Annotated in this window: 23 protein-coding genes and 1 pseudogene; 12 read left to right on the top strand and 12 right to left on the bottom strand. The window is 51.2% G+C overall.

All coding sequences use genetic code 11. The features are described 5' to 3' along the window. Positions 1-310: 310 nt before the first annotated feature. Together A9180_RS24155 and A9180_RS24150 are read right to left on the bottom strand one after the other, a co-directional pair. Entirely contained in the window at positions 311-367 is a 57-nt protein-coding gene (locus A9180_RS24155) for a type I toxin-antitoxin system Ibs family toxin (RefSeq protein WP_012767741.1), read from the bottom strand. A 271-nt stretch (positions 368-638) separates the two neighbouring features. Continuing rightward, the gene (locus A9180_RS24150; RefSeq protein WP_100249771.1) at positions 639-695 is read right to left on the bottom strand and encodes a type I toxin-antitoxin system Ibs family toxin; all 57 of its coding nucleotides are present in this window, start codon (positions 693-695) and stop codon (positions 639-641) included. Between the two features lie 277 nt (positions 696-972). Between A9180_RS24150 and mdtA the strand changes: the two genes are divergently transcribed. The 10 genes and pseudogenes from mdtA (at position 973) to yegQ (ending at position 14800) form a co-directional block, all read left to right on the top strand. Further along, the gene (mdtA, locus tag A9180_RS05765; RefSeq protein ID WP_064526980.1) at positions 973-2220 is read left to right on the top strand and encodes a multidrug efflux RND transporter subunit MdtA; all 1248 of its coding nucleotides are present in this window, start codon (positions 973-975) and stop codon (positions 2218-2220) included. Further along, positions 2220-5342: a multidrug efflux RND transporter permease subunit MdtB gene (mdtB, locus tag A9180_RS05760; protein ID WP_064526978.1), complete on the top strand. Its 3123-nt coding sequence runs from the start codon at positions 2220-2222 to the stop codon at positions 5340-5342. Before mdtA ends, mdtB begins: the two co-directional genes overlap by 1 nt. Beyond that, a complete protein-coding gene (mdtC, locus tag A9180_RS05755; protein WP_064526976.1) occupies positions 5343-8420 on the top strand; it encodes a multidrug efflux RND transporter permease subunit MdtC in 3078 nt (1025 codons plus the stop codon). Continuing rightward, positions 8421-9836, top strand: coding sequence for an MFS transporter (locus tag A9180_RS05750; RefSeq protein ID WP_064526974.1), 1416 nt, complete (start codon positions 8421-8423; stop codon positions 9834-9836). Then, positions 9833-11236: a two-component system sensor histidine kinase BaeS gene (baeS, locus tag A9180_RS05745; RefSeq protein ID WP_064526972.1), complete on the top strand. Its 1404-nt coding sequence runs from the start codon at positions 9833-9835 to the stop codon at positions 11234-11236. The genes A9180_RS05750 and baeS overlap by 4 nt, the downstream gene beginning before the upstream one ends. Further along, positions 11233-11955 (top strand): two-component system response regulator BaeR, encoded by a 723-nt coding sequence (baeR, locus tag A9180_RS05740; RefSeq protein WP_064526970.1) that lies wholly within the window; start codon positions 11233-11235, stop codon positions 11953-11955. Before baeS ends, baeR begins: the two co-directional genes overlap by 4 nt. Positions 11956-12198: 243 nt before the next feature. Continuing rightward, positions 12199-12531: a YegP family protein gene (locus A9180_RS05735; protein ID WP_064526966.1), complete on the top strand. Its 333-nt coding sequence runs from the start codon at positions 12199-12201 to the stop codon at positions 12529-12531. A gap of 209 nt (positions 12532-12740) precedes the next feature. Then, a pseudogene (locus tag A9180_RS05730) lies at positions 12741-13038 on the top strand (type II toxin-antitoxin system ParD family antitoxin). A gap of 1 nt (position 13039) precedes the next feature. Then, the gene (locus A9180_RS05725) at positions 13040-13336 is read left to right on the top strand and encodes a type II toxin-antitoxin system RelE/ParE family toxin (protein ID WP_064526965.1); all 297 of its coding nucleotides are present in this window, start codon (positions 13040-13042) and stop codon (positions 13334-13336) included. A 102-nt stretch (positions 13337-13438) separates the two neighbouring features. After that, a complete protein-coding gene (gene yegQ / locus A9180_RS05720; RefSeq protein WP_000476028.1) occupies positions 13439-14800 on the top strand; it encodes a tRNA 5-hydroxyuridine modification protein YegQ in 1362 nt (453 codons plus the stop codon). A 272-nt stretch (positions 14801-15072) separates the two neighbouring features. Here the strand turns inward: yegQ and ogrK are convergent, their stop codons facing one another. The 9 genes from ogrK to A9180_RS05680 form a co-directional block, all read right to left on the bottom strand. After that, a complete protein-coding gene (gene ogrK, locus A9180_RS22595; RefSeq protein ID WP_071992396.1) occupies positions 15073-15291 on the bottom strand; it encodes a prophage transcriptional regulator OgrK in 219 nt (72 codons plus the stop codon). An 81-nt stretch (positions 15292-15372) separates the two neighbouring features. Next, complete coding sequence (locus tag A9180_RS05715; protein WP_061355604.1) at positions 15373-16536, bottom strand: phage late control D family protein; 1164 nt, start codon at positions 16534-16536, stop codon at positions 15373-15375. Then, positions 16536-17015, bottom strand: coding sequence for a phage tail protein (locus A9180_RS05710; RefSeq protein WP_061355605.1), 480 nt, complete (start codon positions 17013-17015; stop codon positions 16536-16538). The genes A9180_RS05715 and A9180_RS05710 overlap by 1 nt, the downstream gene beginning before the upstream one ends. A gap of 14 nt (positions 17016-17029) precedes the next feature. Beyond that, positions 17030-19477 carry a phage tail tape measure protein gene (locus A9180_RS05705; protein ID WP_064526961.1) on the bottom strand — a complete coding sequence of 816 codons (2448 nt, stop codon included), beginning with the start codon at positions 19475-19477 and terminating at the stop codon, positions 17030-17032. After that, positions 19470-19625: a GpE family phage tail protein gene (locus tag A9180_RS05700; RefSeq protein WP_000143830.1), complete on the bottom strand. Its 156-nt coding sequence runs from the start codon at positions 19623-19625 to the stop codon at positions 19470-19472. The genes A9180_RS05705 and A9180_RS05700 overlap by 8 nt, the downstream gene beginning before the upstream one ends. Then, positions 19622-19897, bottom strand: coding sequence for a phage tail assembly protein (locus tag A9180_RS05695; protein WP_001502498.1), 276 nt, complete (start codon positions 19895-19897; stop codon positions 19622-19624). The genes A9180_RS05700 and A9180_RS05695 overlap by 4 nt, the downstream gene beginning before the upstream one ends. Before the next feature lie 56 nt (positions 19898-19953). After that, positions 19954-20472: a phage major tail tube protein gene (locus tag A9180_RS05690; RefSeq protein WP_001251408.1), complete on the bottom strand. Its 519-nt coding sequence runs from the start codon at positions 20470-20472 to the stop codon at positions 19954-19956. 12 nt (positions 20473-20484) lie between these two features. Further along, positions 20485-21675: a phage tail sheath protein gene (locus A9180_RS05685; RefSeq protein ID WP_001286679.1), complete on the bottom strand. Its 1191-nt coding sequence runs from the start codon at positions 21673-21675 to the stop codon at positions 20485-20487. Positions 21676-21993: 318 nt separating this feature from the next. Next, positions 21994-23895, bottom strand: a complete 1902-nt coding sequence (locus tag A9180_RS05680) for an ATP-dependent nuclease (RefSeq protein WP_061355775.1) — start codon at positions 23893-23895, stop codon at positions 21994-21996. A gap of 531 nt (positions 23896-24426) precedes the next feature. Here A9180_RS05680 and A9180_RS05675 point away from each other — a divergent pair. Next, complete coding sequence (locus A9180_RS05675) at positions 24427-24864, top strand: diadenylate cyclase (protein ID WP_000159543.1); 438 nt, start codon at positions 24427-24429, stop codon at positions 24862-24864. After that, the gene (locus tag A9180_RS05670; protein WP_000609161.1) at positions 24861-25454 is read left to right on the top strand and encodes a hypothetical protein; all 594 of its coding nucleotides are present in this window, start codon (positions 24861-24863) and stop codon (positions 25452-25454) included. The genes A9180_RS05675 and A9180_RS05670 overlap by 4 nt, the downstream gene beginning before the upstream one ends. A 315-nt stretch (positions 25455-25769) precedes the next feature. On the opposite strand, the gene A9180_RS05665 is transcribed toward A9180_RS05670, so the two are convergent. Next, positions 25770-26297, bottom strand: a complete 528-nt coding sequence (locus A9180_RS05665; protein WP_061355774.1) for a tail fiber assembly protein — start codon at positions 26295-26297, stop codon at positions 25770-25772. Positions 26298-26299 lie beyond the last annotated feature (2 nt).

The following is a 26299-nucleotide window of genomic DNA, read 5'->3' as shown; positions in this document are numbered from 1 at the left end:
GGATATGGTTGAGGGTTACCTGGTGATGAAGTCTCTTGATCAGGAGATCTGATCAAGAGACAGTCCTCGGGAGGGGCTTTCCCGTTTCAGCATCCCGCTGAAATCTTCGGCCTACCTCCTTTCGCCCTGAATGCAGTCTACCGCTGACTTGCGGAAAAAAATAATTTCACCCGTGATTATTGCGTAACGTCTCGCAAAGAATATTTGCTGGCAGGATCGCAGACTACAAAGCCTGCGGATTGACAATCTGACCGTGAAGGCATACTTTCAGGAGTGAGGGTTGAGCGGGGTTTCCCCCGCCCTGGTAGTCTTAGTAAGCCGGGAAGCTAATCACTAAGAGCACCACGATGATGATCCACTTCATCATGACCCTTTCCTTATTTAAGGCCCCTTCCTCGGGAGGGGCTTTCCCGTTTCAGCATCCCGCTGAAATCGTCGGCTTACCTCCTTTCGCCATGCACGTAGTCTATCGCTGATTTGCGGAAAAAATAATTTCACCTGTGATTATTGCGTAACGTCTCGCAAAGAATATTTGCTGGCAGGATCGCAGACTACAAAGCCTGCGGATTGACAATCTGACCGTGAAGGCATACTTTCAGGAATGAGGGTAGAGCGGGGTTTCCCCCGCCCTGGTAGTCTTAGTAAGCTGGGTAGCTAACGACTAAGAGCACCACGATGATGAGTATCTTCATCATGACCCTTTCCTTATTTAAGGCCCCTTCCTCGGGAGGGGCTTTCCCGTTTCAGCATCCCGCTGAAATCTTCGGCTTACCTCCTTTCGCCCTGAATGCAGTCTACCGCTAACTTGCGGAAAAAATAGTTTCGTGCGTCATTACTGGATGCATGCTCGCAAAGTACCCGTCATTCAGACGATTCCCGAAACTGTTTCATAATTCCTCCATTTTTCTCCCTTATTGGCTGGCTACACTAGTATCATTCCGCGAAACGTTTCAGGAAGAGAAACTCTTAACGATGAAAGGCAGTTATAAATCCCGTTGGGTAATCGTAATCGTGGTGGTTATCGCCGCCATCGCCGCATTCTGGTTCTGGCAAGGCCGCAATGAATCCCAGAGCGCAGCACCAGGTGCGACGAAACAAGCGCAGCACCCACCTGCGGGGGGGCGCCGTGGTATGCGTTCCGGCCCTTTAGCGCCAGTTCAGGCGGCAACCGCCGTGGAACAGGCGGTTCCGCGTTATCTCACCGGGCTTGGCACTATTACCGCTGCTAACACCGTTACGGTGCGCAGCCGCGTAGATGGTCAACTGATGGCGTTACATTTCCAGGAAGGCCAGCAGGTAAAAGCAGGCGATTTACTGGCAGAGATTGACCCCAGTCAGTTTAAAGTCGCACTCGCCCAGGCCCAGGGGCAACTGGCAAAAGATAAAGCCACACTTGCCAACGCCCGCCGTGACCTGGCGCGTTATCAGCAGTTGGCAAAAACCAATCTCGTATCTCGCCAGGAACTCGATGCCCAACAGGCGCTGGTCAGTGAAACCGAAGGCACCATTAAAGCCGATGAAGCGAGCGTCGCCAGCGCACAACTGCAACTCGACTGGAGCCGGATTACTGCGCCAGTCGATGGTCGCGTTGGCCTGAAGCAGGTTGATGTTGGTAACCAAATCTCCAGTGGCGACACCACCGGGATTGTAGTGATCACCCAGACGCATCCTATCGATTTGCTCTTTACCCTGCCGGAAAGTGATATTGCTACTGTCATCCAGGCACAAAAAGCCGGAAAGCCGTTGGTGGTTGAAGCCTGGGATCGCACCAACTCGAAGAAGTTAAGTGAAGGCACACTGTTAAGTCTTGATAATCAAATCGATGCCACTACCGGTACCATTAAAGTGAAAGCTCGCTTTAATAATCAGGATGATGCGCTTTTCCCCAATCAGTTTGTTAACGCCCGCATGTTAGTCGACACCGAACAAAACGCGGTGGTGATCCCCACCGCCGCACTGCAAATGGGCAACGAAGGTCACTTTGTCTGGGTGTTGAATAGCGAGAATAAGGTCAGCAAACATCTGGTGACGCCGGGCATTCAGGACAGCCAGAAAGTGGTGATCCGCGCAGGTATTTCTGCGGGCGACCGCGTGGTGACGGATGGGATTGATCGCCTGACCGAAGGGGCGAAAGTGGAAGTGGTGGAAGCCCAGAGCGCCACCGCACCGGAAGAGAAAGCCACCAGCCGCGAATACGCGAAAAAAGGAGCTCGCTCCTGATGCAGGTGTTACCTCCGAGCAGCACAGGCGGCCCGTCGCGCCTGTTTATTATGCGCCCTGTCGCCACCACGCTGCTGATGGTTGCGATCTTACTCGCCGGGATTATCGGTTATCGCGCCCTGCCCGTTTCGGCGCTGCCGGAAGTGGACTACCCGACCATTCAGGTGGTCACGCTCTACCCTGGCGCCAGCCCGGATGTCATGACCTCTGCCGTTACTGCGCCACTCGAACGCCAGTTCGGGCAGATGTCCGGCCTGAAACAGATGTCTTCGCAAAGTTCCGGTGGCGCGTCGGTTATCACCTTACAGTTCCAGCTAACGTTACCGCTGGATGTCGCCGAGCAGGAAGTGCAGGCCGCGATTAACGCCGCAACTAACCTGTTACCGGGCGATCTGCCTAACCCACCGGTTTACAGCAAAGTGAACCCGGCAGATCCGCCAATCATGACGCTTGCCGTCACCTCAACCGCCATGCCGATGACGCAGGTGGAAGATATGGTGGAAACCCGCGTCGCGCAGAAAATCTCGCAGATTTCCGGCGTCGGCCTGGTGACACTTTCCGGCGGCCAGCGTCCGGCTGTTCGCGTCAAACTTAACGCCCAGGCGATTGCCGCCCTCGGCCTGACCAGCGAAACCGTGCGCACCGCCATTACCGGCGCTAACGTTAACTCGGCTAAAGGTAGCCTCGACGGGCCTTCCCGCGCGGTAACGCTTTCCGCTAACGACCAGATGCAATCCGCCGAAGAGTATCGTCAGCTGATAATCGCCTATCAGAACGGCGCGCCGATTCGTCTTGGTGATGTCGCAACCGTAGAACAAGGCGCAGAAAACAGCTGGCTTGGCGCGTGGGCGAATAAAGAACAGGCTATCGTGATGAATGTTCAGCGCCAGCCTGGTGCCAACATTATCTCTACCGCCGACAGTATTCGGCAGATGCTGCCGCAGCTCACTGAGAGTCTGCCGAAATCGGTAAAAGTGACGGTACTTTCCGATCGCACCACCAATATCCGCGCATCGGTTGACGATACCCAGTTTGAGCTGATGATGGCAATCGCGCTGGTAGTCATGATTATCTACCTGTTTTTGCGCAATATTCCGGCAACCATCATTCCAGGCGTCGCAGTGCCGCTGTCATTAATCGGCACCTTCGCGGTCATGGTGTTTCTCGATTTTTCGATTAATAACCTGACGCTGATGGCGTTAACTATCGCCACCGGATTTGTGGTCGATGACGCCATCGTGGTGATCGAAAACATTTCGCGCTATATCGAAAAAGGCGAAAAACCGTTGGCGGCGGCGCTCAAAGGCGCAGGCGAAATCGGTTTTACCATTATCTCTCTGACCTTCTCGCTGATTGCAGTGCTGATCCCACTGCTGTTTATGGGCGATATCGTCGGGCGACTGTTCCGCGAATTTGCCATTACTCTGGCGGTAGCGATTTTGATCTCGGCCGTGGTGTCGCTGACCCTGACGCCGATGATGTGCGCGCGGATGCTCAGTCAGGAGTCGCTGCGTAAACAGAACCGCTTCTCCCGGGCCTCGGAAAAAATGTTCGACAGGATAATCGCCGCCTACGGTCGGGGGCTTGCGAAAGTGCTGAATCATCCGTGGCTGACCTTAAGCGTGGCGCTCAGTACGCTGCTGCTTAGTGTGTTGCTGTGGGTATTCATTCCGAAAGGCTTCTTCCCGGTGCAGGACAACGGCATTATTCAGGGTACCCTGCAGGCACCGCAATCCAGCTCCTTTGCCAATATGGCACAGCGGCAACGCCAGGTTGCGGACGTAATTTTGCAAGATCCAGCGGTGCAAAGTCTGACCTCATTTGTTGGCGTTGATGGCACTAACCCGTCGCTGAACAGTGCGCGTTTGCAGATCAACCTCAAACCGCTGAATGAACGTGATGACCGGGTACAAAAAGTCATCGCCCGTCTGCAAACGGCGGTGGATAAAGTGCCGGGCGTCGATCTCTTCTTGCAACCGACGCAGGACCTGACTATTGATACTCAGGTCAGCCGCACGCAGTACCAGTTTACATTACAGGCCACGTCACTGGATGCGCTCAGTACCTGGGTGCCGCAGCTGATGGAAAAACTCCAGCAACTGCCGCAGCTCTCTGATGTCTCCAGCGACTGGCAGGACAAAGGTCTGGTGGCGTATGTCAATGTTGATCGCGACAGCGCCAGCCGTCTGGGGATCAGCATGGCGGATGTCGATAACGCCCTGTACAACGCGTTTGGTCAGCGACTGATTTCCACTATTTATACTCAGGCCAACCAGTATCGCGTGGTGCTGGAGCACAACACGGAAAATACCCCTGGGCTTGCGGCGCTGGATACCATTCGCCTGACCAGCAGCGACGGCGGTGTGGTGCCACTTAGCTCGATAGCCAAAATTGAGCAGCGTTTCGCGCCGCTCTCCATCAACCATCTGGATCAGTTCCCGGTCACCACCATCTCCTTTAATGTGCCGGATAACTATTCGCTGGGCGATGCGGTGCAGGCGATTATGGACACCGAGAAGACGCTGAATCTGCCGGTGGATATCACCACACAATTCCAGGGCAGCACTCTCGCCTTCCAGTCGGCTTTGGGCAGCACTGTCTGGCTGATTGTCGCGGCAGTAGTGGCGATGTATATCGTGCTCGGCATTTTGTACGAAAGCTTTATTCATCCGATCACTATTCTCTCGACGTTGCCAACGGCAGGGGTCGGCGCACTACTGGCGTTACTGATTGCCGGTAGCGAACTGGATGTGATCGCTATTATCGGCATTATTTTGCTGATTGGTATCGTGAAGAAGAACGCCATCATGATGATCGACTTCGCGCTGGCTGCCGAGCGCGAGCAAGGTATGTCACCGCGCGATGCCATCTATCAGGCCTGCCTGCTGCGTTTTCGGCCGATCCTGATGACCACTCTGGCGGCACTGCTCGGCGCGCTGCCGCTGATGTTGAGTACCGGAGTCGGCGCGGAACTGCGTCGTCCGTTAGGCATTGGTATGGTCGGTGGTCTGGTTGTCAGCCAGGTATTGACGCTGTTCACCACGCCGGTGATTTATCTGCTGTTCGACCGTCTGGCATTGTGGACCAAAAGCCGCTTTGCCCGTCATGAAGAGGAGGCGTAAGTGAAGTTTTTTGCCCTCTTCATTTATCGCCCAGTGGCGACGGTTTTACTGTCGGTCGCCATTACCCTGTGCGGCATACTGGGTTTCCGTATGCTGCCGGTGGCCCCGCTGCCACAGGTCGATTTTCCAGTGATCATGGTCAGCGCCTCGCTACCCGGTGCGTCGCCGGAGACAATGGCGTCTTCCGTTGCCACACCGCTGGAACGATCGCTTGGGCGCATTGCCGGGGTCAGCGAAATGACCTCCAGCAGTTCGCTCGGCAGCACGCGCATTATTTTGCAGTTTGATTTTGACCGGGATATCAACGGCGCGGCGCGTGATGTCCAGGCTGCGATCAACGCCGCACAAAGCCTGCTGCCCAGTGGGATGCCCAGCCGTCCGACCTATCGCAAAGCGAACCCGTCGGATGCGCCAATTATGATCCTGACGCTGACGTCCGATACTTATTCCCAGGGTGAACTGTACGATTTCGCCTCAACGCAACTGGCGCCGACGATTGCGCAAATCGACGGCGTCGGTGATGTCGATGTCGGCGGCAGCTCGCTGCCTGCGGTGCGCGTCGGGCTGAATCCACAGGCGCTGTTTAATCAGGGCGTCTCGCTGGACGATATACGCACCGCCATCAGCAATGCCAACGTGCGTAAACCGCAGGGCGCACTGGAAGATGACACTCATCGCTGGCAGATCCAGACCAACGATGAGCTAAAAACCGCCGCCGAATATCAGCCGCTGATTATTCACTACAACAACGGCGGTGCCGTTCGTCTGGGCGATGTGGCGACGGTGACCGACTCAGTGCAGGATGTGCGTAACGCCGGGATGACCAACGCCAAGCCAGCTATTTTGCTGATGATCCGCAAACTGCCGGAAGCCAATATTATCCAGACGGTAGACAGCATCCGGGCAAAATTACCGGAGTTGCAGGAGACAATTCCGGCGGCGATTGATCTGCAAATTGCTCAGGATCGCTCCCCCACCATTCGCGCCTCGCTGGAAGAAGTCGAGCAAACGCTGATTATCTCGGTGGCGCTGGTAATTCTGGTGGTCTTTTTATTCCTGCGCTCGGGTCGCGCCACCATCATTCCCGCCGTTGCGGTGCCGGTTTCGCTGATTGGTACGTTTGCGGCGATGTATCTGTGCGGTTTCAGTCTCAATAACCTTTCGTTAATGGCACTCACCATCGCCACTGGCTTTGTCGTGGATGACGCCATCGTGGTGCTGGAAAACATTGCCCGTCATCTGGAAGCGGGGATGAAACCGTTGCAAGCCGCACTGCAAGGCACCCGTGAAGTTGGCTTTACGGTGTTGTCGATGAGCTTGTCACTGGTGGCGGTGTTCCTGCCGCTGCTGTTGATGGGCGGATTGCCTGGTCGTCTGTTACGCGAGTTTGCCGTTACGCTTTCAGTCGCCATCGGTATTTCGCTGCTGGTTTCTCTGACATTAACGCCGATGATGTGCGGCTGGATGCTGAAAGCGAGCAAGCCGCGCGAACAAAAGCGTCTGCGTGGTTTTGGTCGGATGCTGGTTGCGCTGCAACAAGGCTACGGCAAGTCGCTGAAATGGGTTCTCAACCATACCCGTCTGGTGGGCGTGGTGCTGCTTGGTACTATCGCGCTCAATATCTGGTTGTATATCTCAATCCCGAAAACTTTCTTTCCGGAGCAGGACACCGGCGTACTGATGGGCGGAATACAAGCTGACCAAAGTATTTCGTTTCAGGCGATGCGCGGCAAGTTGCAGGACTTCATGAAAATTATTCGTGACGATCCGGCGGTGGATAATGTCACCGGCTTTACCGGCGGTTCGCGCGTTAACAGTGGGATGATGTTTATCACGCTGAAACCACGCGACGAACGCAGCGAAACGGCGCAGCAAATTATCGACCGTCTGCGCGTGAAACTGGCGAAAGAGCCGGGGGCGAATCTGTTTTTGATGGCAGTACAGGATATTCGTGTTGGCGGACGTCAGTCGAACGCCAGTTACCAGTACACGTTGCTCTCTGACGACCTGGCGGCGCTGCGCGAATGGGAGCCGAAAATCCGCAAAAAACTGGCAACGTTGCCGGAACTGGCGGACGTAAACTCCGACCAGCAGGACAATGGCGCGGAGATGAATCTGGTTTACGACCGCGACACCATGGCGCGGCTGGGGATCGACGTGCAGGCTGCCAATAGCCTGTTAAATAACGCCTTCGGTCAGCGGCAAATCTCGACCATTTACCAGCCGATGAACCAGTATAAAGTGGTGATGGAAGTGGATCCGCGCTATACCCAGGACATCAGCGCGCTGGAAAAAATGTTCGTCATTAATAACGAAGGCAAAGCGATCCCGCTGTCGTATTTTGCTAAATGGCAACCAGCGAACGCGCCATTGTCGGTGAATCATCAGGGATTATCGGCAGCTTCGACCATCTCGTTCAACCTGCCGACCGGGAAGTCGCTCTCAGATGCCAGTGCGGCAATCGACCGTGCAATGACCCAGCTTGGCGTGCCTTCCACAGTGCGCGGCAGTTTTGCCGGAACGGCACAGGTGTTCCAGGAGACGATGAATTCGCAGGTGATCCTGATTATTGCGGCGATCGCCACGGTTTATATCGTGTTGGGGATGCTGTATGAGAGTTACGTGCATCCGCTAACCATTCTCTCCACCCTGCCTTCGGCGGGCGTCGGGGCGCTGCTTGCGCTGGAGCTGTTCAATGCCCCGTTCAGCCTAATCGCCCTGATAGGGATCATGCTATTAATCGGCATTGTGAAGAAAAACGCCATTATGATGGTCGATTTTGCCCTCGAAGCCCAACGGCACGGTAACCTGACGCCGCAGGAAGCTATTTTCCAGGCCTGCCTGCTGCGTTTTCGCCCGATTATGATGACTACACTGGCGGCGCTGTTTGGCGCGCTGCCGCTGGTATTGTCGGGCGGTGATGGCTCGGAGCTGCGTCAACCCTTGGGGATAACTATTGTCGGCGGTCTGGTAATGAGTCAGCTCCTGACGCTGTATACCACGCCGGTGGTGTATCTCTTTTTCGACCGTCTGCGGCTGCGTTTTTCGCGAAAATCTAAAGAAACGGTAACCGAGTAAATGACAGATCTTCCTGACAGCACCCGCTGGCAATTGTGGATTGTGGCTTTCGGCTTCTTTATGCAGTCGCTGGACACCACCATCGTCAACACCGCCCTTCCCTCAATGGCGCAAAGCCTGGGGGAAAGCCCGCTGCATATGCACATGGTCATTGTCTCTTATGTGCTGACCGTGGCGGTGATGCTGCCTGCCAGCGGCTGGCTGGCGGACAAAGTTGGCGTGCGCAATATTTTCTTTACCGCCATCGTGCTGTTTACCCTCGGTTCGCTGTTTTGCGCGCTTTCCGGCACCCTGAACGAACTGTTGCTGGCACGTGCGTTACAGGGCGTCGGCGGGGCGATGATGGTGCCGGTTGGCAGGCTAACGGTGATGAAAATTGTTCCGCGCGAGCAATATATGGCAGCGATGACCTTCGTCACGCTGCCCGGCCAGGTCGGCCCACTTCTTGGTCCGGCGCTCGGCGGCCTGCTGGTGGAGTACGCGTCGTGGCACTGGATCTTTTTGATCAACATTCCGGTGGGGATTATCGGTGCGATCGCCACGCTGATGTTAATGCCGAACTACACCATGCAGACACGGCGTTTCGATCTCTCCGGCTTTCTGTTACTGGCGGTTGGCATGGCGGTATTAACGCTGGCACTGGATGGCAGTAAAGGTACAGGACTGTCGGCGCTAACCATCGCCGTGCTGGTAGCTGTGGGCGTGGTAGCTATTGCGCTTTATCTGCTGCATGCCAGAAACAACCACCGCGCCCTGTTCAGCTTGAAACTGTTTCGCACCCGCACCTTCTCGCTCGGTCTGGCGGGGAGCTTCGCCGGGCGTGTCGGCAGCGGCATGTTGCCCTTTATGACGCCGGTTTTCCTGCAAATTGGCCTCGGTTTTTCGCCGTTTCATGCCGGATTGATGATGATCCCGATGGTGCTCGGCAGTATGGGGATGAAGCGAATTGTGGTGCAGGTAGTGAATCGCTTTGGTTATCGTCGGGTTCTGGTGGCAACCACGCTGGGCCTGTCGCTGGTCACCCTACTGTTTATGACCACCGCGCTGCTGGGCTGGTACTACGCTTTACCGTTCGTCCTGTTTTTACAAGGGATGGTCAACTCGACCCGTTTCTCCTCCATGAACACCCTGACGCTGAAAGATCTGCCAGACAATCTGGCGAGCAGCGGCAACAGCCTGCTGTCGATGATTATGCAACTGTCGATGAGTATTGGCGTGACCATTGCCGGGCTGTTGCTGGGGCTTTTTGGTTCGCAGCATGTCAGCGTCGACAGCGGCACCACACAAACCGTCTTTATGTACACCTGGCTTTGCATGGCGTTTATCATCGCCCTTCCGGCGTTCATCTTTGCCAGAGTTCCGAACGATACGCATCAAAATGTGGCTATTTCGCGGCGCAAAAGGAGCACTCAATGAAGTTCTGGCGGCCCGGTATTACCGGCAAACTGTTTCTGGCGATTTTCGCCACCTGCATCGTCTTGCTGATCAGTATGCACTGGGCTGTGCGTATTAGTTTTGAGCGTGGATTTATTGATTACATCAAACATGGCAATGAGCAGCGGCTGCAAATGCTTGGCGATGCTCTGGGCGAACAGTATGCGCAGCATGGTAACTGGCGCTTCCTGCGCAACAACGATCGCTTTGTATTTCAGATCCTGCGTTCATTTGAGCATGATAATTCAGAAGACAAACCCGGCCCCGGGATGCCGCCGCACGGCTGGCGCACCCAGTTCTGGGTAGTTGATCAAAACAACAAAGTTCTGGTTGGTCCGCGCGCCCCCATTCCGCCGGACGGCTCGCGACGGCCAATTTTGGTCAATGGGATGGAGGTTGGCGCGGTGATCGCCTCACCCGTTGAACGGTTAACCCGCAATACTGATATCAATTTCGATAAACAGCAGCGACAAACCAGTTGGCTGATTGTCGCTCTGGCAACCTTACTCGCAGCATGTGCCACCTTCCTGCTGGCGCGCGGTCTGTTGGCCCCCGTCAAACGGTTAGTCGATGGCACGCACAAACTGGCGGCGGGCGATTTCACCACTCGCGTGACGCCCACCAGCGAAGATGAACTGGGCAAGCTGGCACAAGATTTCAACCAACTCGCCAGCACGCTGGAGAAAAACCAGCAGATGCGCCGCGATTTTATGGCCGATATCTCTCACGAATTGCGTACACCACTGGCGGTACTTCGCGGTGAACTGGAAGCTATTCAGGATGGCGTGCGTAAGTTCACCCCCGAGACGGTGGCGTCTTTGCAGGCAGAAGTCGGAACGCTGACCAAACTGGTGGACGATCTCCATCAGTTGTCGATGTCTGATGAAGGCGCCCTCGCCTATCAAAAAGCACCGGTAGATTTGATCCCTCTGCTGGAAGTGGCGGGCGGCGCATTTCGCGAACGATTCGCCAGTCGTGGCCTGAAACTGCAATTTTCCCTGCCAGACAGCATTACCGTATTTGGCGATCGCGACCGTTTAATGCAGTTGTTCAATAACTTACTGGAAAACAGCCTGCGCTATACCGACAGCGGCGGCAGCCTGCAAATCTCCGCCGAACAGCACGATAAAACAGTGCGACTGACCTTTGCCGACAGCGCGCCGGGCGTCAGAGACGATCAGCTGCAAAAATTGTTTGAGCGTTTTTATCGTACCGAAGGTTCCCGCAACCGTGCCAGCGGCGGTTCCGGGCTGGGGCTGGCGATTTGCGTTAACATCGTTGAAGCGCATAATGGCCGCATTCTTGCCGCCCATTCGCCTTTTGGCGGGGTAAGCATTACAGTAGAGTTACCGCTGGAACGAGATTTACAGGGAGAAGCATGACCGAGTTACCCATCGACGAAAACACGCCACGCATTTTAATCGTGGAAGATGAACCTAAGCTTGGGCAGTTGCTCATTGATTATCTGCGTGCCGCGAGCTACGCACCAATGCTTATCAGCCACGGCGATCAGGTACTGCCGTACGTGCGCCAGACGCCGCCGGATCTGATCCTGTTGGATCTGATGTTGCCAGGTACCGATGGTCTGACGCTATGCCGGGAAATTCGTCGTTTTTCCGATGTCCCAATTGTGATGGTGACGGCGAAAATCGAAGAGATCGATCGCCTGCTGGGGCTGGAAATTGGTGCTGATGATTATATCTGCAAGCCTTACAGCCCGCGTGAAGTAGTCGCGCGCGTTAAAACCATTTTGCGCCGCTGCAAACCGCAGCGTGAGTTGCAACAACAGGATACCGAAAGCCCGTTGATTATCGACGAAGGTCGTTTTCAGGCTTCATGGCGAGGCAAACTGCTTGATCTGACACCCGCGGAATTTCGCCTGTTGAAAACGCTCTCCCATGAGCCAGGTAAAGTATTCTCCCGCGAACAATTGCTCAATCATCTTTACGACGACTACCGCGTGGTAACCGACCGAACTATCGACAGCCACATTAAGAACCTGCGCCGCAAACTAGAATCTCTCGACGCCGAACAGTCATTTATCCGTGCCGTTTACGGTGTCGGTTACCGTTGGGAAGCTGACGCCTGCCGTATTGTTTAACCTGTTCTTTATGATGGCAGTTTCAAATTACAACGCGGACTGTACCCTCGCCCACTGAGTATTATTACCCTCTCTGAAAAAGAGAGGGATAAAGCCGTGCTCGTATTCAGATTCCAGCATATTTATCAGTAATCTCCCCCATGTATTAGAGGGTATTCCCCTGATTGGCAACCACCTGAATATCACCCATACTTAGGTCGTTACATACTGTTTTCGATACGCAATTTCAAGCAAGGAGTCAATATGGCTGGTTGGTTTGAACTTAATAAGAGCAGTGATAATCAGTTCCGTTTTGTGTTAAAAGCGGGGAACGGAGAAACCATTCTCACAAGCGAATTGTATGCCTCAAAAGCCTCTGCGGAAAAGGGTATTGCCTCGGTACAAAGCAACAGTCCGCAGGATGAACGCTATGAGAAAAAAACGGCGAGCAACGGCAAGTTTTATTTCAATTTGAAAGCTGCCAATCATCAGATAATTGGCTCCAGCCAGATGTATGCTACCGCTCAATCACGCGAAGTCGGAATTGCTTCTGTAAAAACCAATGGCGTAAGTCAGACGGTGAAAGATAAGACTTAATCATTGTGCCGGGCGCGGATGACGCGTCCGGCTTTATTTCCAATAAACACTGACTTATTGATTTTCAGGATTAATCTGCGCCGTTAAAATAGTAGGCACAGGCAAGCACTCATTGTGCTCTCTTTGTTTGACATTCCCCATCCTTATCCTCCTGAACATGTTCATATGGCAAAATATCTTCTAATACTTTGCGTGACGCTCCCCGGTTTATGACATACACTGACGTAAGACTTTTACTTACAAGAGAGCATAAACATGGCCAGAACGATGACGGTTGATCTTGGCGATGAGCTGCGCGAATTTATCGAGTCCTTGATTGAATCCGGCGACTATCGCACCCAAAGCGAAGTGATCCGTGAGTCACTGCGCTTACTTCGAGAAAAACAAGCAGAGTCTCGCCTGCAAGCGTTACGTGACATGCTTGCGGAAGGGTTGAATAGTGGTGAAGCCCAGCCGTGGGAAAAGGATGCGTTTTTACGGAAGGTGAAAGCAGGGATAAGGAAATAATGTGCGTATTATTAAGCTCATGCCAAAAGCCAACGAGGATTTAGAAGGCATCTGGTATTACAGTTATCACCATTTCGGCGAACCACAAGCCGACAAATATGTTGAACATCTTTCAGAAGTTCTCCAGATTCTGAGTAACAATAATATAGGTACTCCCAGACCTGAATTAGGCGAAGGCATTTTTGTTCTTCCTTTTGAACGCCACCTCATTTATTTCCTGCAATCACCAAGGGAAATTATCGTCATTCGCATCCTTAACCAAAACCAGGACGCTACCAGACATTTGCACTGGAGCTAAACCCACCGATTGCGCTACAATGCCCGCCCTTAAAGTGGGGACACTCCCCTAACCGCTTCATCTGGTGAAGCGGGTCTGACCTGTCATCAGAACGAGAGAATTATGTTTAAACCGGAACTCCTTTCCCCGGCGGGAACGCTGAAAAATATGCGTTACGCTTTCGCCTATGGCGCAGATGCTGTTTATGCGGGCCAACCGCGTTACTCCCTTCGTGTGCGCAACAACGAATTCAACCACGAAAACCTTCAGCTCGGCATCAATGAAGCCCACGCACTGGGGAAAAAGTTTTATGTCGTGGTGAACATTGCACCACATAACGCCAAGTTGAAAACCTTTATCCGTGACCTGAAACCGGTTGTGGAAATGGGGCCGGATGCGCTGATTATGTCCGATCCTGGGCTAATTATGCTGGTACGTGAGCACTTCCCGGAGATGCCTATTCATCTTTCCGTGCAGGCTAACGCCGTAAACTGGGCAACGGTAAAATTCTGGCAGCAGATGGGCCTGACCCGTGTGATCCTCTCTCGCGAACTGTCACTGGAAGAGATTGAAGAGATCCGCAATCAGGTGCCAGATATGGAGCTCGAAATCTTCGTTCACGGCGCACTGTGTATGGCCTACTCCGGCCGCTGCCTGCTCTCGGGCTACATTAACAAACGCGACCCGAACCAGGGAACCTGCACCAATGCCTGCCGCTGGGAGTACAACGTGCAGGAAGGCAAAGAAGATGACGTCGGCAACATCGTACACAAGTACGAGCCGATTCCGGTGCAAAACGTTGAGCCTACGCTGGGTATTGGCGCGCCAACCGACAAAGTGTTTATGATCGAAGAGGCCCAGCGTCCGGGCGAGTATATGACCGCGTTTGAAGACGAACACGGCACTTACATCATGAACTCGAAAGATCTGCGTGCCATCGCCCACGTCGAGCGCCTGACAAAAATGGGCGTGCATTCGCTGAAAATCGAAGGCCGCACCAAATCTTTCTACTATTGTGCACGCACCGCGCAGGTTTATCGTAAGGCTATCGATGATGCCGCTGCAGGCAAACCGTTCGACACCAGCCTGCTGGAAACGCTGGAAGGCCTGGCGCATCGCGGCTATACCGAAGGTTTCCTGCGTCGCCATACGCATGATGATTATCAGAACTACGAATACGGTTATTCCGTTTCTGACCGTCAGCAGTTTGTTGGTGAGTTTACCGGTGAGCGTAAAGGCGACCTCGCGGCGGTAGCGGTTAAAAACAAATTCTCCGTTGGCGACAGCCTTGAGCTGATGACTCCACAGGGCAACATCAACTTTACCCTTGAGCATATGGAAAACGCCAAAGGCGAAGCGATGCCGGTTGCACCGGGCGATGGTTATACTGTGTGGATCCCGGTCCCGCAGGATCTCGAGCTGAACTATGCGCTACTGATGCGCAATTTCTCTGGGGAAACCACGCGTAATCCGCACGGTAAGTGATTAATTTCGACTATTTTTCCCGGATAGAAAATTCTTAGAAATCGATCACATACAGCTGCATTTATTAAGGTTATCATCCGTTTCGCTGAAAAACATAACCCATAAAATGCTAGCTGTACCAGGAACCACCTCCTTAGCCTGTGTAATCTCCCTTACACGGGCTTATTTTTTACGCGTAATACAATGAAATAAAAGGATTTATTTCTGGTCACGTCCACACATTGACCACATCGACAAAAAAGCCCCTCGACTGAGGGGCTTCCTGTTTGTAATTACATCCACATAATTTGCTGTCCTGACGGCAACGGGTGCGGCCTTACGGCGTGGACTTCTCCCGGCTTCACAATGTATCGCTGTACCGACTCATAAGTGATGAACGTGGCGCTGCAATTCACGTTCTGGCACTGATGATAACGCTCTTTTGTCGTGTCAGTAATATAGCGGCTTGTACGCGCATGTGCGGCATTCTGGCATAAAGGACAATGAAACATCGCGAGCACCTCTTCCGGTTTTGTTGATGGTGCCATTTTAGTTAATTTACCCTTATAAAACAAATAGATAAATAAAACACATCACTCTTCATCTTCTGTTTCATACTCCACATCAGAAAGCCTGACCTCAAGCTCTAAGGACGTCGTGAAGCCGCTATTATTCAGAAAATGTGTCACCTTAGTGATTGTCCAGTCCTGCTCGTCTATGACGCGCTTAAAGCCTGACACTCTGACCGGCGTTTCCGTGTAAATATCAGCCCGACCAGTGGCAAGGCTGATGGAGAACTCCGCAACGCCCCGTTGCAGTTTGTCCCACTTCGCCTGAGCGGCGCGCATTGCCTGCGCTTTCGTGGCATATACCGTGGTCAGGGCAAAAACGTTGTCAGCCTCACCGGCCATGTATTCACCTTCGCGCGCTTCCGGTACTTTTGGCGCTTTCTTCTGCGTGACTGGTTTCGCTTTCGGGTGCTCCAGTGCGCGCAGGTGTTTCTCTTTCTTTTTGCGTTTCAGTTTTACCTTCTGCTTTTGCGGCTTCGGGTCTTTGGTGTGTAGCCACTTTGCCGTTACGCCGGTGTAGGCTCCACGGTCAGCAATCGCAAAATGGTGACGGTCGCCATCGCTGCGGGTGATGGTAATCTGCGGGATTTTTTTACCGCTGGCCGTCACCCCCTGCCCCGCTTTGAGAAACAGCAGTTTTCCCATTTTTACCGACACCTCACCACCGTTGCGTTCTGCAAGACGGGTCATGAATTTCGCATCGGACTCCTGCGACTGGTCGATGTGCGGGATTTTAATTCCGGCCAGTGACGGAGCGACACTGGCTTCCAGCTTGTTACGGGAGGCTATCGCCTCAACAATCGCACCGAGCGTGGTGTCATGCCAGGAGCCTTCACGGCGGGAATTGAGCGTCCCGCGAAAATCTGCACTCCGGGCGCGGATGGTAACCACATCCGGTGCGCCCCGGTGTTCAACCTCATCAACGGTAAATTTCCCTTTGCATACCAGGGCAAAACCTTTCCAGCCGATATACACCGTCAGGACAGCGCCACGAACCGGCAGCCCGACCTGCCCGTCGGCATCGTTCAGTTCAATATCAAGCTGGTCAGCCTCAAAGCCCCGGTTATCCGTCAGGGTCATGCTCATCAGACGGTCGCTGATATTGCCGGTAATATCCCTGCTGTCGAGCATCAGCATATAATCCGGCGTCAGCGTACTGCCTGCATCAAATGTCAGCGCATCCAGCATTATCCTGCCCCCGTCATACCCGTGAATCTGGTCGCCATACTGCCGGCCTTACCGATGAGCGACTCCGCCTGTTTACCGATATCGCCATAAAGCGCGGCCAGTGATTCATCAATGCGGGTGAGCGACAGCGTAAAATCAATTTTCCGGGGTGTGCCGTCTGCAAAGAAAATACTCCCTGTTTCACTCACCTTGCTGATGACATACATGCCGTAAATCATGCCGGTGCCATCCAGCAACGGCCACGCCCGGCCTTCCTCTGCCATCAGCCTGAGCGTGGTCATCGTCAGCTTTCCGCCGGTCAGTTCGGGATAAAGCACACCGGCAAGCGTCATGTTTTCCTCACCCACACCGAGAAACTGGTAGGCATCCCGTTTACCGATACGGGAATTTGACGGCCAGCGATAATCTGATTCACGCTGCATGGTCTGGTGTGGCAGCGTCTGGCGCATAAAAACAAACATACCTAACGCGAGCATCATTTTTCGTCACCTCCTTAACCGTCATGCATCATGCTGGCACGGGCGCGCGCACGTTTATCCCGCTCGTATTTTTCGAGCGCGTCCTGTAACTGGCGGTCAAGCTGTGTCCCCGGCGCAGTACCACCCGTCAGGCTGATGTGATATTCGTTTTTACTCTGGTCTACATAAGAGCGGCCAGCCGGTGCCGTAACCGGCTGATAAGCCTGATAGCCAGCATAGGAGCTGGTCGCCGGAATATAACCACCGGTGCCATACGTGGCGGCATGAGTCCTTGCGGCGGTCTGGTCAAGTGTGTCTGACTCTTTGTTGATAACACCGAGTTTTTCCAGTACCCAGTCAATACCACTGCGCAGTTTGTTGAACGCATTAAGCGGCAGCATCAACGCGTCAGCCAGTGCCTGCCCGAACATGACGCCCGTATCACGGCAACGGTTCAGGGTGTCCTGTGTGGCTTTAACCGGGGCAATCAGGTTTTTAAACCACTGCCACGCGGCCTGTAACTTTTCGCCCAGCCAGTCAAACACCGGCTTCAGTGGCGTGAACAGTTCCCCCACCGGCGCAAATGCCGCTTTCAGCCCTTCAACCACACCGCCAAAGAATGCGCTGACAGGCTCCCAGTATTTACGGATAAGCAACGCCCCGGCGACAATGGCGGCCACCACGGCCACAACCGGCCAGCTAATCGCCCCGATGGCCGTCATAACAGCACTGCCAACCGTCGTGAAGATTGCCCCCATTGCGCCTGCTGCCGCGATAATGGCATTGATGCCGGTGATAACCGGCCAGGCTACAAGACCAATAGCACCGATGATGCCAATAAGCGCCAGCGCGCCACCGACAATGAGGCCGATGGTTGACGCCAGTGATTTGTTTTTCTGGATCCAGCCGTCGAGTTTTAACACATACTTTGTGGCCGTCTGAGTGAGCTTACGCAGTGCGCCTTCCTGCTGGTCAAACAGGTCAGTCCCCACCGCCTCATAAGCGGACTGAAACTCCTTAAAGTCACCGCCGAGGTTATCCTGCATGATTTTAACCAGCTCTTCCGTTTTACCGTCCGAGGCTTTCAGCGTGGCGGTCAGCGTATCCAGTTTTCCGCTTGCTGCCGCTGCCAGTAAAACGTTCGCTGATTTCAGGGCTTCCTCACCAAAAATGGTTTTAAGGTATTCCCCCTTCTGAGACGTTCCCAGCTTGTGTTTATCAAAGCTGGCCTGAATCTCTTTCAGAATGGTGAACAACGGACGCATATTTCCCTTTTTGTCCGAGGTTTTAACGCCAAGCTCTTTGAGTGCATCCCATGCTTTTCCAGTCGGTGCCTGTAATCGGGTGACAACGGCACTGCTACCCGTCCCCGCCATTGACCCCCTGATGTTATTGTCATGCAGCACACCTGTCATGGCTGCTGCCTGCTCAAGACTTACACCTGCCGTCCTCGCAACCGGCCCGAGGTAAGTCAGTGCATCACTGAGTCCCTGAAAATCAGCCGCCGACTTATTCATCGTTGCCGACAACACGTCGCCCACATGGCTGACATCATCATTTGACAGTTGAAAGGATGCCTTAGTCCCCAGCAACAGTTGCGCGTTTTCTTCCATCGACCGCTGATTCGCCAGTGCCATATTCAGCGTGACCGGCGTTGCCGCCTGAATAGCCGCAGCATCTCCACCCGCTTTCGCAATGATAATCTGTGCACCGGCTGCATCATCTGCCGAGGCTGCGGTATTGTCGCCGAGCTGGCGCGCCTGCTTGCGGAGTGCGGTCATTTCGGCGGAGTCTTTTGCCACACCCAGCACGGCCTGCAATTCTGAGTTTTTCTGCGCAAACTCATAGCCGGGCATCAGCAGCTTAACTCCGGCCATCGTTCCCGCCGCCGCAATCCCCACACCGGCAGCGCCCACTGAGGCCATATTTCCGGCCAGTTCCTTGCCTGCCTGATAACGCTGTTTGACTGCGTTAAGTTTTGCCTGTTGCGCACTGACACGCGCCAGCGCGTCGCGCTGACGGTTAAGTTGTGCGGTGGTTTCACTGATACGATTTTTCAGTCCCTGCTCATCATGTGCAAGATTGCGGGTATTAATTCCCACAACGGCCAGTTCCCGCTGCTGGCATTTAACGGAATCCGTCAGGCGGTTATATTTCGCCTGTAAGTCCTCCGCCGCACGCTTCGCGGATTCCAGCACTTTCGCCTGAGCACGTGTCGGACGTTCGGTGTTTTTAAACTGTGTGGCAAGGGCTTCGGCCTCCTGCCGTGCCTTTTCAAGTGCATGACCAGTCACGGCGAGCTGTGCACTGGTCTTGCGAAATCCCTCAATACGGGATGCCTGACCGTTCAGCTCGCGCAGTGATTTTTGTGTTTCCCGGATATCCCCCGACAGCGATTTGCTCGCTGTGCGGATGGATTTAAACGGGCGGGATGCCTGGTCAACAGCCCTGAGCAATACCTGTAATTTTACATTGTTACTCATTCGTGTTTCCGCTTCGCCGAAGCGCCTTTTCGCGCCATGTGATGAGTTCGGTCAGGCTCATGGGATACAGTTCTGATGGCGGCCAGTGAAATATCACTGCCACATCCGCCATCAGGTCATCGACCGACAGATTTTTCGGGAACGTCACTGCACCGAGTTCGGCGACAAAAAACCGACCACCTTACCGGCCAGCGCCACAAGGTCAGGCAGTTCCAGTGCGGCGACTTCCTGCTCGGTCAGCATCGGTGCAGTCATGCGCGGCAGCACCTTAATCAGTGCATCGACTTCGGAGTTCGCGACCGCAGCCAGACTGACACCGCGCAGCGTCCCGGCATTGGGTTTCATCAGCGTGACCTGTTCGATGACCTGCTCACCACGTTTGACCGGATTTTCCAGGGTAATGACATTTTCTTTGTCCATGGTTTTCTCACTTCTGAATCGGGGTTAACCGGTCAGCCTGGCTGACCGGATGAAAATCACAGGCCGATATTGCGGCGGTGTTGCTCCAGCCGGTCGACGCCGTTCACCTTCTCAATCATGTTGATGGTGTCGATTTCGACCAGCTCCTTACCGTCCATCGTCAGCCGGAAATAGGTGCAGACCACGGAGATTTTCGACTCGGTGTCTTCTCCCTGTTTCCCCTCGCCGGTGTCGATTTCTTTCTGACGTCCACGCATGACCACTTCAACGGCCACCGTTTCGCCGGTATCGTCGCGCTGGTAAGAGCCTGCAAAACGAATCGGCACGGCATCCACACCGGTTGCGGCGTAAAGCTCCCAGATAACCGAATCCGGGAAGCCCCCGAGCGACCACTCCATTGACAGCGCATCGTCATCAAGGCCGAGGTCTACCGGTGCGCTGCCGTTCATCCCCGCACCGCGATAGTTTTCAAGCTTACGGGTCAGTTTTGGCAGCGTGACGGACTTTGCAACGCCCTGATAGCTGTAGCCGTTCAGAAAGACGTTCATTAACTTGAGTTTGCGCGGCATTGCCATCGGTCAGGCTCCTTAATTGCTGTTAACCGAAGTGACCAGATTTGCCAGGTATTTATCGGTAATACGCTGGCGCAGGGTCAGGTTTTCAAGAGGAGGCACCGGTGTATAGTCGTAGTCGATATACAGTTTTCCGGCCTTGAGGGTTTCCGCATCGTTGGATTCTTCGCTGAACCAGCAGGTCGCATCCACGATATAGCCGTTTGTTTTCAGCTCACGGAATTTGGCATTGATGCCGTCAACGATGTCGCGAATCAGCGTTGCTGTGATGGGCTTATCCACCGCCCACATATGCGCCTCAGCCATCGTGTCGGCCAGCACCTGCGCGGTGCGGGTGTAGTTTTCAAAGAGGAACAGCGGGTCATCAGAGCAGGTACGGTTACCCCAGAAGCGGAAACCGTCACGGCGAATCAGCGTTGTGACGCCTGACTCGTTAAGCAGGTCAGCATCGGTGCCGGACTCCTGCAAATCCCAGAATACAGATGCGCTGATGCCGGTAACACCGTTTACCCCAACGTTGGACAGCGTTTTATGCCAGCCCTGCTCCTGGTCGATTTTGGCACGCAGACCCAGCGCACGGGCGGTGGCATACGCGGTGGCGGTGGTACTGGTGACCGTATCCCATGCGAGGAAATCCGGCCAGATAACCATCAGTTCACGCTGGCTGAAATTCTGGCGGTAGGCTTTCACCTCGGAAATGGTCTTACAGCCCCATGCGCTGATATATCCGAAAGCGCGCAGCTTCTGACAGACTGATGCCAATGCAACAGCCACCTCTTTGGTGTCCAGTCCCGGCACGCCGAGAATACGCGGTTTAACACCGGTTACTGACTCCGCCGCCAGCAGGGCTTTCAGTCCGGTGTACTGACCGTTTTCGTCGGTGGTGCCGATGATATTGGAAACGGTCTGCGCAAGTTTCGTTTCCTCGTCGTCGCCGGTGCCGTCTTCCACGCGCACAACAACGGTGACCGGTTTTGACTGGTCGGCGATGGCCTGCAGCGACGCCGCCAGCGTGCCTTTTTTACCGGCCTTTGCAATTGCGCTCTGCACATTGGTAATCAGCACCGGTTTATTGAGGGGGAAGATTTCCGCATCCGCATCGCTGGCCGTGCAGACCATGCCGACAATGGCGGTGGATACGGTGGAAATGACGCGGGTGCCGTCGTTAATCTCCAGCACCTGCACGCCATGATGATAGTCACTCATCCGTTTAACTCCGTGGTTAATGGGTGAGTGGTATTTTCTGTTGGGCAGTGCATGAGACGCTATTTGACCTGACTGGTCAGTGGATGAAACAACAGATAAAGAAAAGGCGGGCAATCAGCCCGCCTGCCTTGATTTGTACTCACTCAGTTTCCAACTGACAATTTGTTATCAAATCTGAAAGCTTGCTTTGAGCGAGGAACAGATCATCAGCCCATAAGGGCTGAGTTGATATGCTTATTGCTTGGTTCGTGGCGATTCAATGTGTATTTTGTCATTCATTACCTTACCCACCGTTCTATATTTTGAAACGCGATAATATTATTCAACTTCATTTCTTGGCAGCACATCTAGCTGTTTCATCAAGTCTCGAAATGATGGATACAAATCATCAATTGTCTGAATGAAGTCAAAGTATTTAAATAATAACTTTGATGCTACTTCTTCATCTACATTTGATTCTCGCAGGAAGAGAGAAACACCTATTTTATTTTCCAGATCTGTAACAAACTTTTGGATAAGAGGTTTTGACATTACTCGCTCAGGTTTGAATACTCCATCTTCGCACCATGATCTAACGACATCCACAAAATTAAGATTAGCAAATTCTGGTCGGTTTTTCTTTTGACTATTGAATCTAGCCTCTATTTCTTTGTTTAGTGAGGAGGTTAAATTATTGACAGAATCCTTTAATTCATCAATTAAGGTATCAATGTGTGTTGAAAATTCGTCTTCAGCAATAAATGGAGCCAAGGAATACAAATACTTTTTAAAAATACTCAGATCCGAAAATAACACTGACTCAATACAATACCCCACATGACTATATGGAGTGAACCGTTTCTTAGTAATATTTTCCTTAAGATAATGATCAACAGTGTCTGTAGAAAAATCCCGATCAAAAATAACATACCACGATTTGCCATTTAGAATCGAATTTAAAGTTCTCTTATTATACTCAACCTTTTGGAGAATATTATCTTTTCCTCGTAACGGAAAGAAAACTACATTTTTCAAACAACCAATTGGGTTAGTAATTTCTTTGATCTTTTGGTTAAGTTTCTTTAGATATTTTTCATCGTCCTCACCTTCAACAAATGCGATTAGTTTTGCATTATTAAGTCTCTCGAGAGATAAAATTACCCCCCCCAATGAGTTTTTTATAATATCGAAACTATTTGGGTTGATTGCTTCTAGGTGACCACTTAATTTAGCGTCTTCGTTTAGGAAGAATACTTCACCTTCTCCTGCGCTGGTCACAAATTGATCGTTATGACTGATAATAAAAAACTGATTGTGATCTATTTTTTTTAAATGGGCGAGAAGATTATGTTGTAGCTTTGTGTGGATGTGTGAGTCAGGTTCGTCAACAAGCAGTAACTTGAGAGGAGCATCAATAAATTCAACTGTAGATAGTATTTCCACAATTTGAAGAAAACCACTTCCTTGAAGGTGAAGATCATAATATTTTGAACTATTGATTGAAACATCAAGTTTAATGAATTCATCTTTATTTTTTCTTGCATCCGAAGGAATATTGAACTTGACATCTTTCTCAAGTATTTCAGATATGCTTAATTCCAAATCTGATATTGACTTTCTTTTAGAGATAATTTTGTTTCTAAGAACCTCGTGTGAATAACCTTTTTGTATTTTTCTCTTAATCTGAGCCTCATTATAGTACGGCTCAAATTGATGAACTCCTGCTACTGGTCTCGTCTGGTAAATAAAGATAGCTTCATCCAAAAATGCCCCTCCTTTACAAAATTCTTCCGCAAAATTAGTAAACTGATTTTCATCTATTGGTTGAACGCGGAAAAAAGCATTTTCGATTGATGTTGGGCATGTAACTTTGAATCCAAGCTCCCAGCTCTTATCATTCTCCTCTTCATTTTTTAATGTCAGAGTTATTTCAGAGCATTTTCCTAGATTAGGATCTCTTGGGTCGTGAAAAAGATCCTCATCACTTGTGATTCGCAAAAAATCCAGCTCTTGATAATTAACATATCTGTTTGTTGACTTCTTAACTTTATAAAACCCTTTCCTTGAAGCAAGGATATATGTTTTATAACATTTCTCCCATAAATGAATAGCTTCAAAAACAGTTGACTTCCCAGCACTATTTTCCCCAATGATTATATTAAAATCAGGATTGGGAACGATAGTAATATTTTTAAAACTTTTGAAGTTTTTTAATGATATTTTACTTATTCTTAGCTTCATCCAGACTCCCTAAACCAAATCGGATGTTTATTCATTTATATCAACAAACAGTCCTTTCTTTTGCCATAATAGCTATCAGCAACCAGACGCTTGCCTAGGTATAATCAGCTTTTTGGGGCTCGTCCATGAACAGAACCCCGATTATTCTGAATAAATACATTATTTATACATTTCTTGCAACATTTCAAATGCCTATCTCAATAAAATGTAATGAAATTTTTAGTGTTTCGGTCGAATGTATTAGTAACATCCCCCATTGACTTACATATGCTGAGGTTTGCAGCCTCTGCTTGCGGCACAAAGTTGACGGGTAGTATTGAGCAAAAAACGAACACCTTCCTTTTATTGAGGTTAGCTAAAACTGCATCGAGCTCTGAGGCCTGCCGTCAAACCTCATTTCATTGTTTCTACAAATCTTTATACTTGATTATCAAATCTTCCATTGCAAAGAAAATTATTGGATAATCGTCTTTATTGATATTACTGTTTGATTTTTTGTAGTTAATAACTAAAATCAGGAAGAAATGAACGATGACAAAAGAGAAATTATATAAATTACTATATGATATTTGGAAAAAATCCAGTCGTGCTTATTTTTCTGGCATAGGCGTTATTATATGTAATAACCCTGATAGCCTTCCCATCACAAGTCTTCGGAATATAGACCCCATACAGAATGATTCCACATTAGAATTATTATCAAGAATTTCCAATAAAAATAGCGAATACCATGATGGCTTTCACATCTTAGATGAAGCAGGAAATGTTACTTATACCGCACAATATTTCTCACCACCAATCATAGAGAACATCAGTTTTGACAGTTCAAGACTCGTCGGTGGACGTTTTGTTGCTGCCCTTTATGGCTCTTGCATTGACGAGATTAAACTTACAGGGATTGTAGGCGAAAGAGGTCGTCTTTCTATATTTGAGGCTGGTAAAGAAGTTTATTACGAGGAGTTGCAATGATAAACCTTCTCCCAATATGGAAAATAATCTCAAGAATCTCCGTTATCTATGCGACTGTCTGCGGTCTGATTTTATTGGGCATATATGATGAAAACACAACTTTCATGACAGTCCTATCAGTTGCATCTGGAGGTTTGTTTATTCTTAATACTATTGTGATATCAATTTTTTTCTTTGGGTGGCGAAAGTTATGGCAATGGTTCCCTAAACTAAATAACCTACTCTTCCCTGATTTGAACGGAACCTGGGATATGGTTATTCATTGGGAATGGGAAGATAAAAAAGGCACATCCCACGCACAAGCAACTATAAAGCAGGATTTTCTTAAAATTGGAATGGATGTCGAAGCTGACGACTCCGATTCTCAGACATTGGTGGCTAAGCCTAAAAAGGATACCGAAACGGGGCGACCAGAACTTTACTACGTTTTTTTAACAACCCCCAAGCATAAGGCAGGTTTTGGTCCACAAGATCCTTACATGGGCACAGCTATTCTCAAGCTAAATCTTAATGATAAAGACGTGTTAAATGGGAACTACTTTACAAGCCGTAAAACAGTAGGTCATTACGAGCTGACACGCATTAACTAATTGCTAGTCAGCGGTTGACGGCCCCTTACTGGGGGCCAATATCCTGAGAAACCTATCGTAAATAATGCTCAAAATCTAAACACGAGTTTTATATAAACTGATTGATTAGTCATTGAAAATCTTTCCCCTATAGACTTGAAGAAAGGTAAATGTGCGAGACCAGAAGATTCTGAGTCCGGCACAACTATTTTGTTTTTCTTTTTCACACCACATTTCGACTAAAGGTTAATGCTCCTAGCAACGTCCCTTTTTGGCACAGAGCGGACTGTCAGATTAGGCTTTACTCTGTGCTATAGGTATGTAAGCTCATACAACTTATTGCGGCATTTCCGGCCATTCAGGATTTGCAGGATCCACACGACTGACCAGAACGCTGTAGCGTTCCCATGCTTCCAGTCGGCTGCGCTCCTCATCTGTTGCCATATTCAGCCTGACAGCGCGCTCCAGCGGCAAAATCACGGATTCCGCTTCGGAAAGTAAAGTTGCCTTTTGTGATTCTGCCAGTTGCTGCTGTTCGTCTGTCGTATAAATCCGCTTAATCACGGCACCATCCTTAAACATCCATTTACCTGAGTCATCCGCACGTCGGTTGGCGGTAATATCAGGAACCTCGACAACGCTAAAACCTTCAGGGTTAAGCGTTGAAGCATCTCTGGTGATGCCGACAATTATATTATTCTCGTCGTAAACAATCTTTATCGTGTCTTCCTGAAAATTACTTACTTCCTCATACCAGTTTTTTCCGTCTTCAGACCATAACCAGATAACATCAAAATTTTTTGTCAGTTGATATTGGGCAACAGTTTTGGGATTACCCGCAGTAATATTTTTTAAATGCAGCATAA

It is taken from the genome of Escherichia sp. B1147 (assembly GCF_001660175.1).
GTDB lineage: Bacteria > Pseudomonadota > Gammaproteobacteria > Enterobacterales > Enterobacteriaceae > Escherichia > Escherichia whittamii.
Note: the sequence above shows the minus strand (reverse complement) of the source record. Positions and strands in the feature narration are given on the sequence as shown.

What these genes read in the sequence shown, in the direction of transcription:
- mdtA (WP_064526980.1), top strand. Translation starts at nt 973, where the DNA reads ATGAAAGGCAGTTATAAATCCCGTTGGGTAATCGTAATCGTGGTGGTT.
- mdtB (WP_064526978.1), top strand. Translation starts at nt 2,220, where the DNA reads ATGCAGGTGTTACCTCCGAGCAGCACAGGCGGCCCGTCGCGCCTGTTT.
- A9180_RS05750 (WP_064526974.1), top strand. Translation starts at nt 8,421, where the DNA reads ATGACAGATCTTCCTGACAGCACCCGCTGGCAATTGTGGATTGTGGCT.
- baeS (WP_064526972.1), top strand. Translation starts at nt 9,833, where the DNA reads ATGAAGTTCTGGCGGCCCGGTATTACCGGCAAACTGTTTCTGGCGATT.
- baeR (WP_064526970.1), top strand. Translation starts at nt 11,233, where the DNA reads ATGACCGAGTTACCCATCGACGAAAACACGCCACGCATTTTAATCGTG.
- A9180_RS05735 (WP_064526966.1), top strand. Translation starts at nt 12,199, where the DNA reads ATGGCTGGTTGGTTTGAACTTAATAAGAGCAGTGATAATCAGTTCCGT.
- yegQ (WP_000476028.1), top strand. Translation starts at nt 13,439, where the DNA reads ATGTTTAAACCGGAACTCCTTTCCCCGGCGGGAACGCTGAAAAATATG.
- ogrK (WP_071992396.1), bottom strand. Translation starts at nt 15,291, where the DNA reads ATGTTTCATTGTCCTTTATGCCAGAATGCCGCACATGCGCGTACAAGC.
- A9180_RS05715 (WP_061355604.1), bottom strand. Translation starts at nt 16,536, where the DNA reads ATGCTGGATGCGCTGACATTTGATGCAGGCAGTACGCTGACGCCGGAT.
- A9180_RS05710 (WP_061355605.1), bottom strand. Translation starts at nt 17,015, where the DNA reads ATGATGCTCGCGTTAGGTATGTTTGTTTTTATGCGCCAGACGCTGCCA.
- A9180_RS05705 (WP_064526961.1), bottom strand. Translation starts at nt 19,477, where the DNA reads ATGAGTAACAATGTAAAATTACAGGTATTGCTCAGGGCTGTTGACCAG.
- A9180_RS05695 (WP_001502498.1), bottom strand. Translation starts at nt 19,897, where the DNA reads ATGGACAAAGAAAATGTCATTACCCTGGAAAATCCGGTCAAACGTGGT.
- A9180_RS05690 (WP_001251408.1), bottom strand. Translation starts at nt 20,472, where the DNA reads ATGGCAATGCCGCGCAAACTCAAGTTAATGAACGTCTTTCTGAACGGC.
- A9180_RS05685 (WP_001286679.1), bottom strand. Translation starts at nt 21,675, where the DNA reads ATGAGTGACTATCATCATGGCGTGCAGGTGCTGGAGATTAACGACGGC.
- A9180_RS05680 (WP_061355775.1), bottom strand. Translation starts at nt 23,895, where the DNA reads ATGAAGCTAAGAATAAGTAAAATATCATTAAAAAACTTCAAAAGTTTT.
- A9180_RS05675 (WP_000159543.1), top strand. Translation starts at nt 24,427, where the DNA reads ATGACAAAAGAGAAATTATATAAATTACTATATGATATTTGGAAAAAA.
- A9180_RS05670 (WP_000609161.1), top strand. Translation starts at nt 24,861, where the DNA reads ATGATAAACCTTCTCCCAATATGGAAAATAATCTCAAGAATCTCCGTT.
- A9180_RS05665 (WP_061355774.1), bottom strand. Translation starts at nt 26,297, where the DNA reads ATGCTGCATTTAAAAAATATTACTGCGGGTAATCCCAAAACTGTTGCC.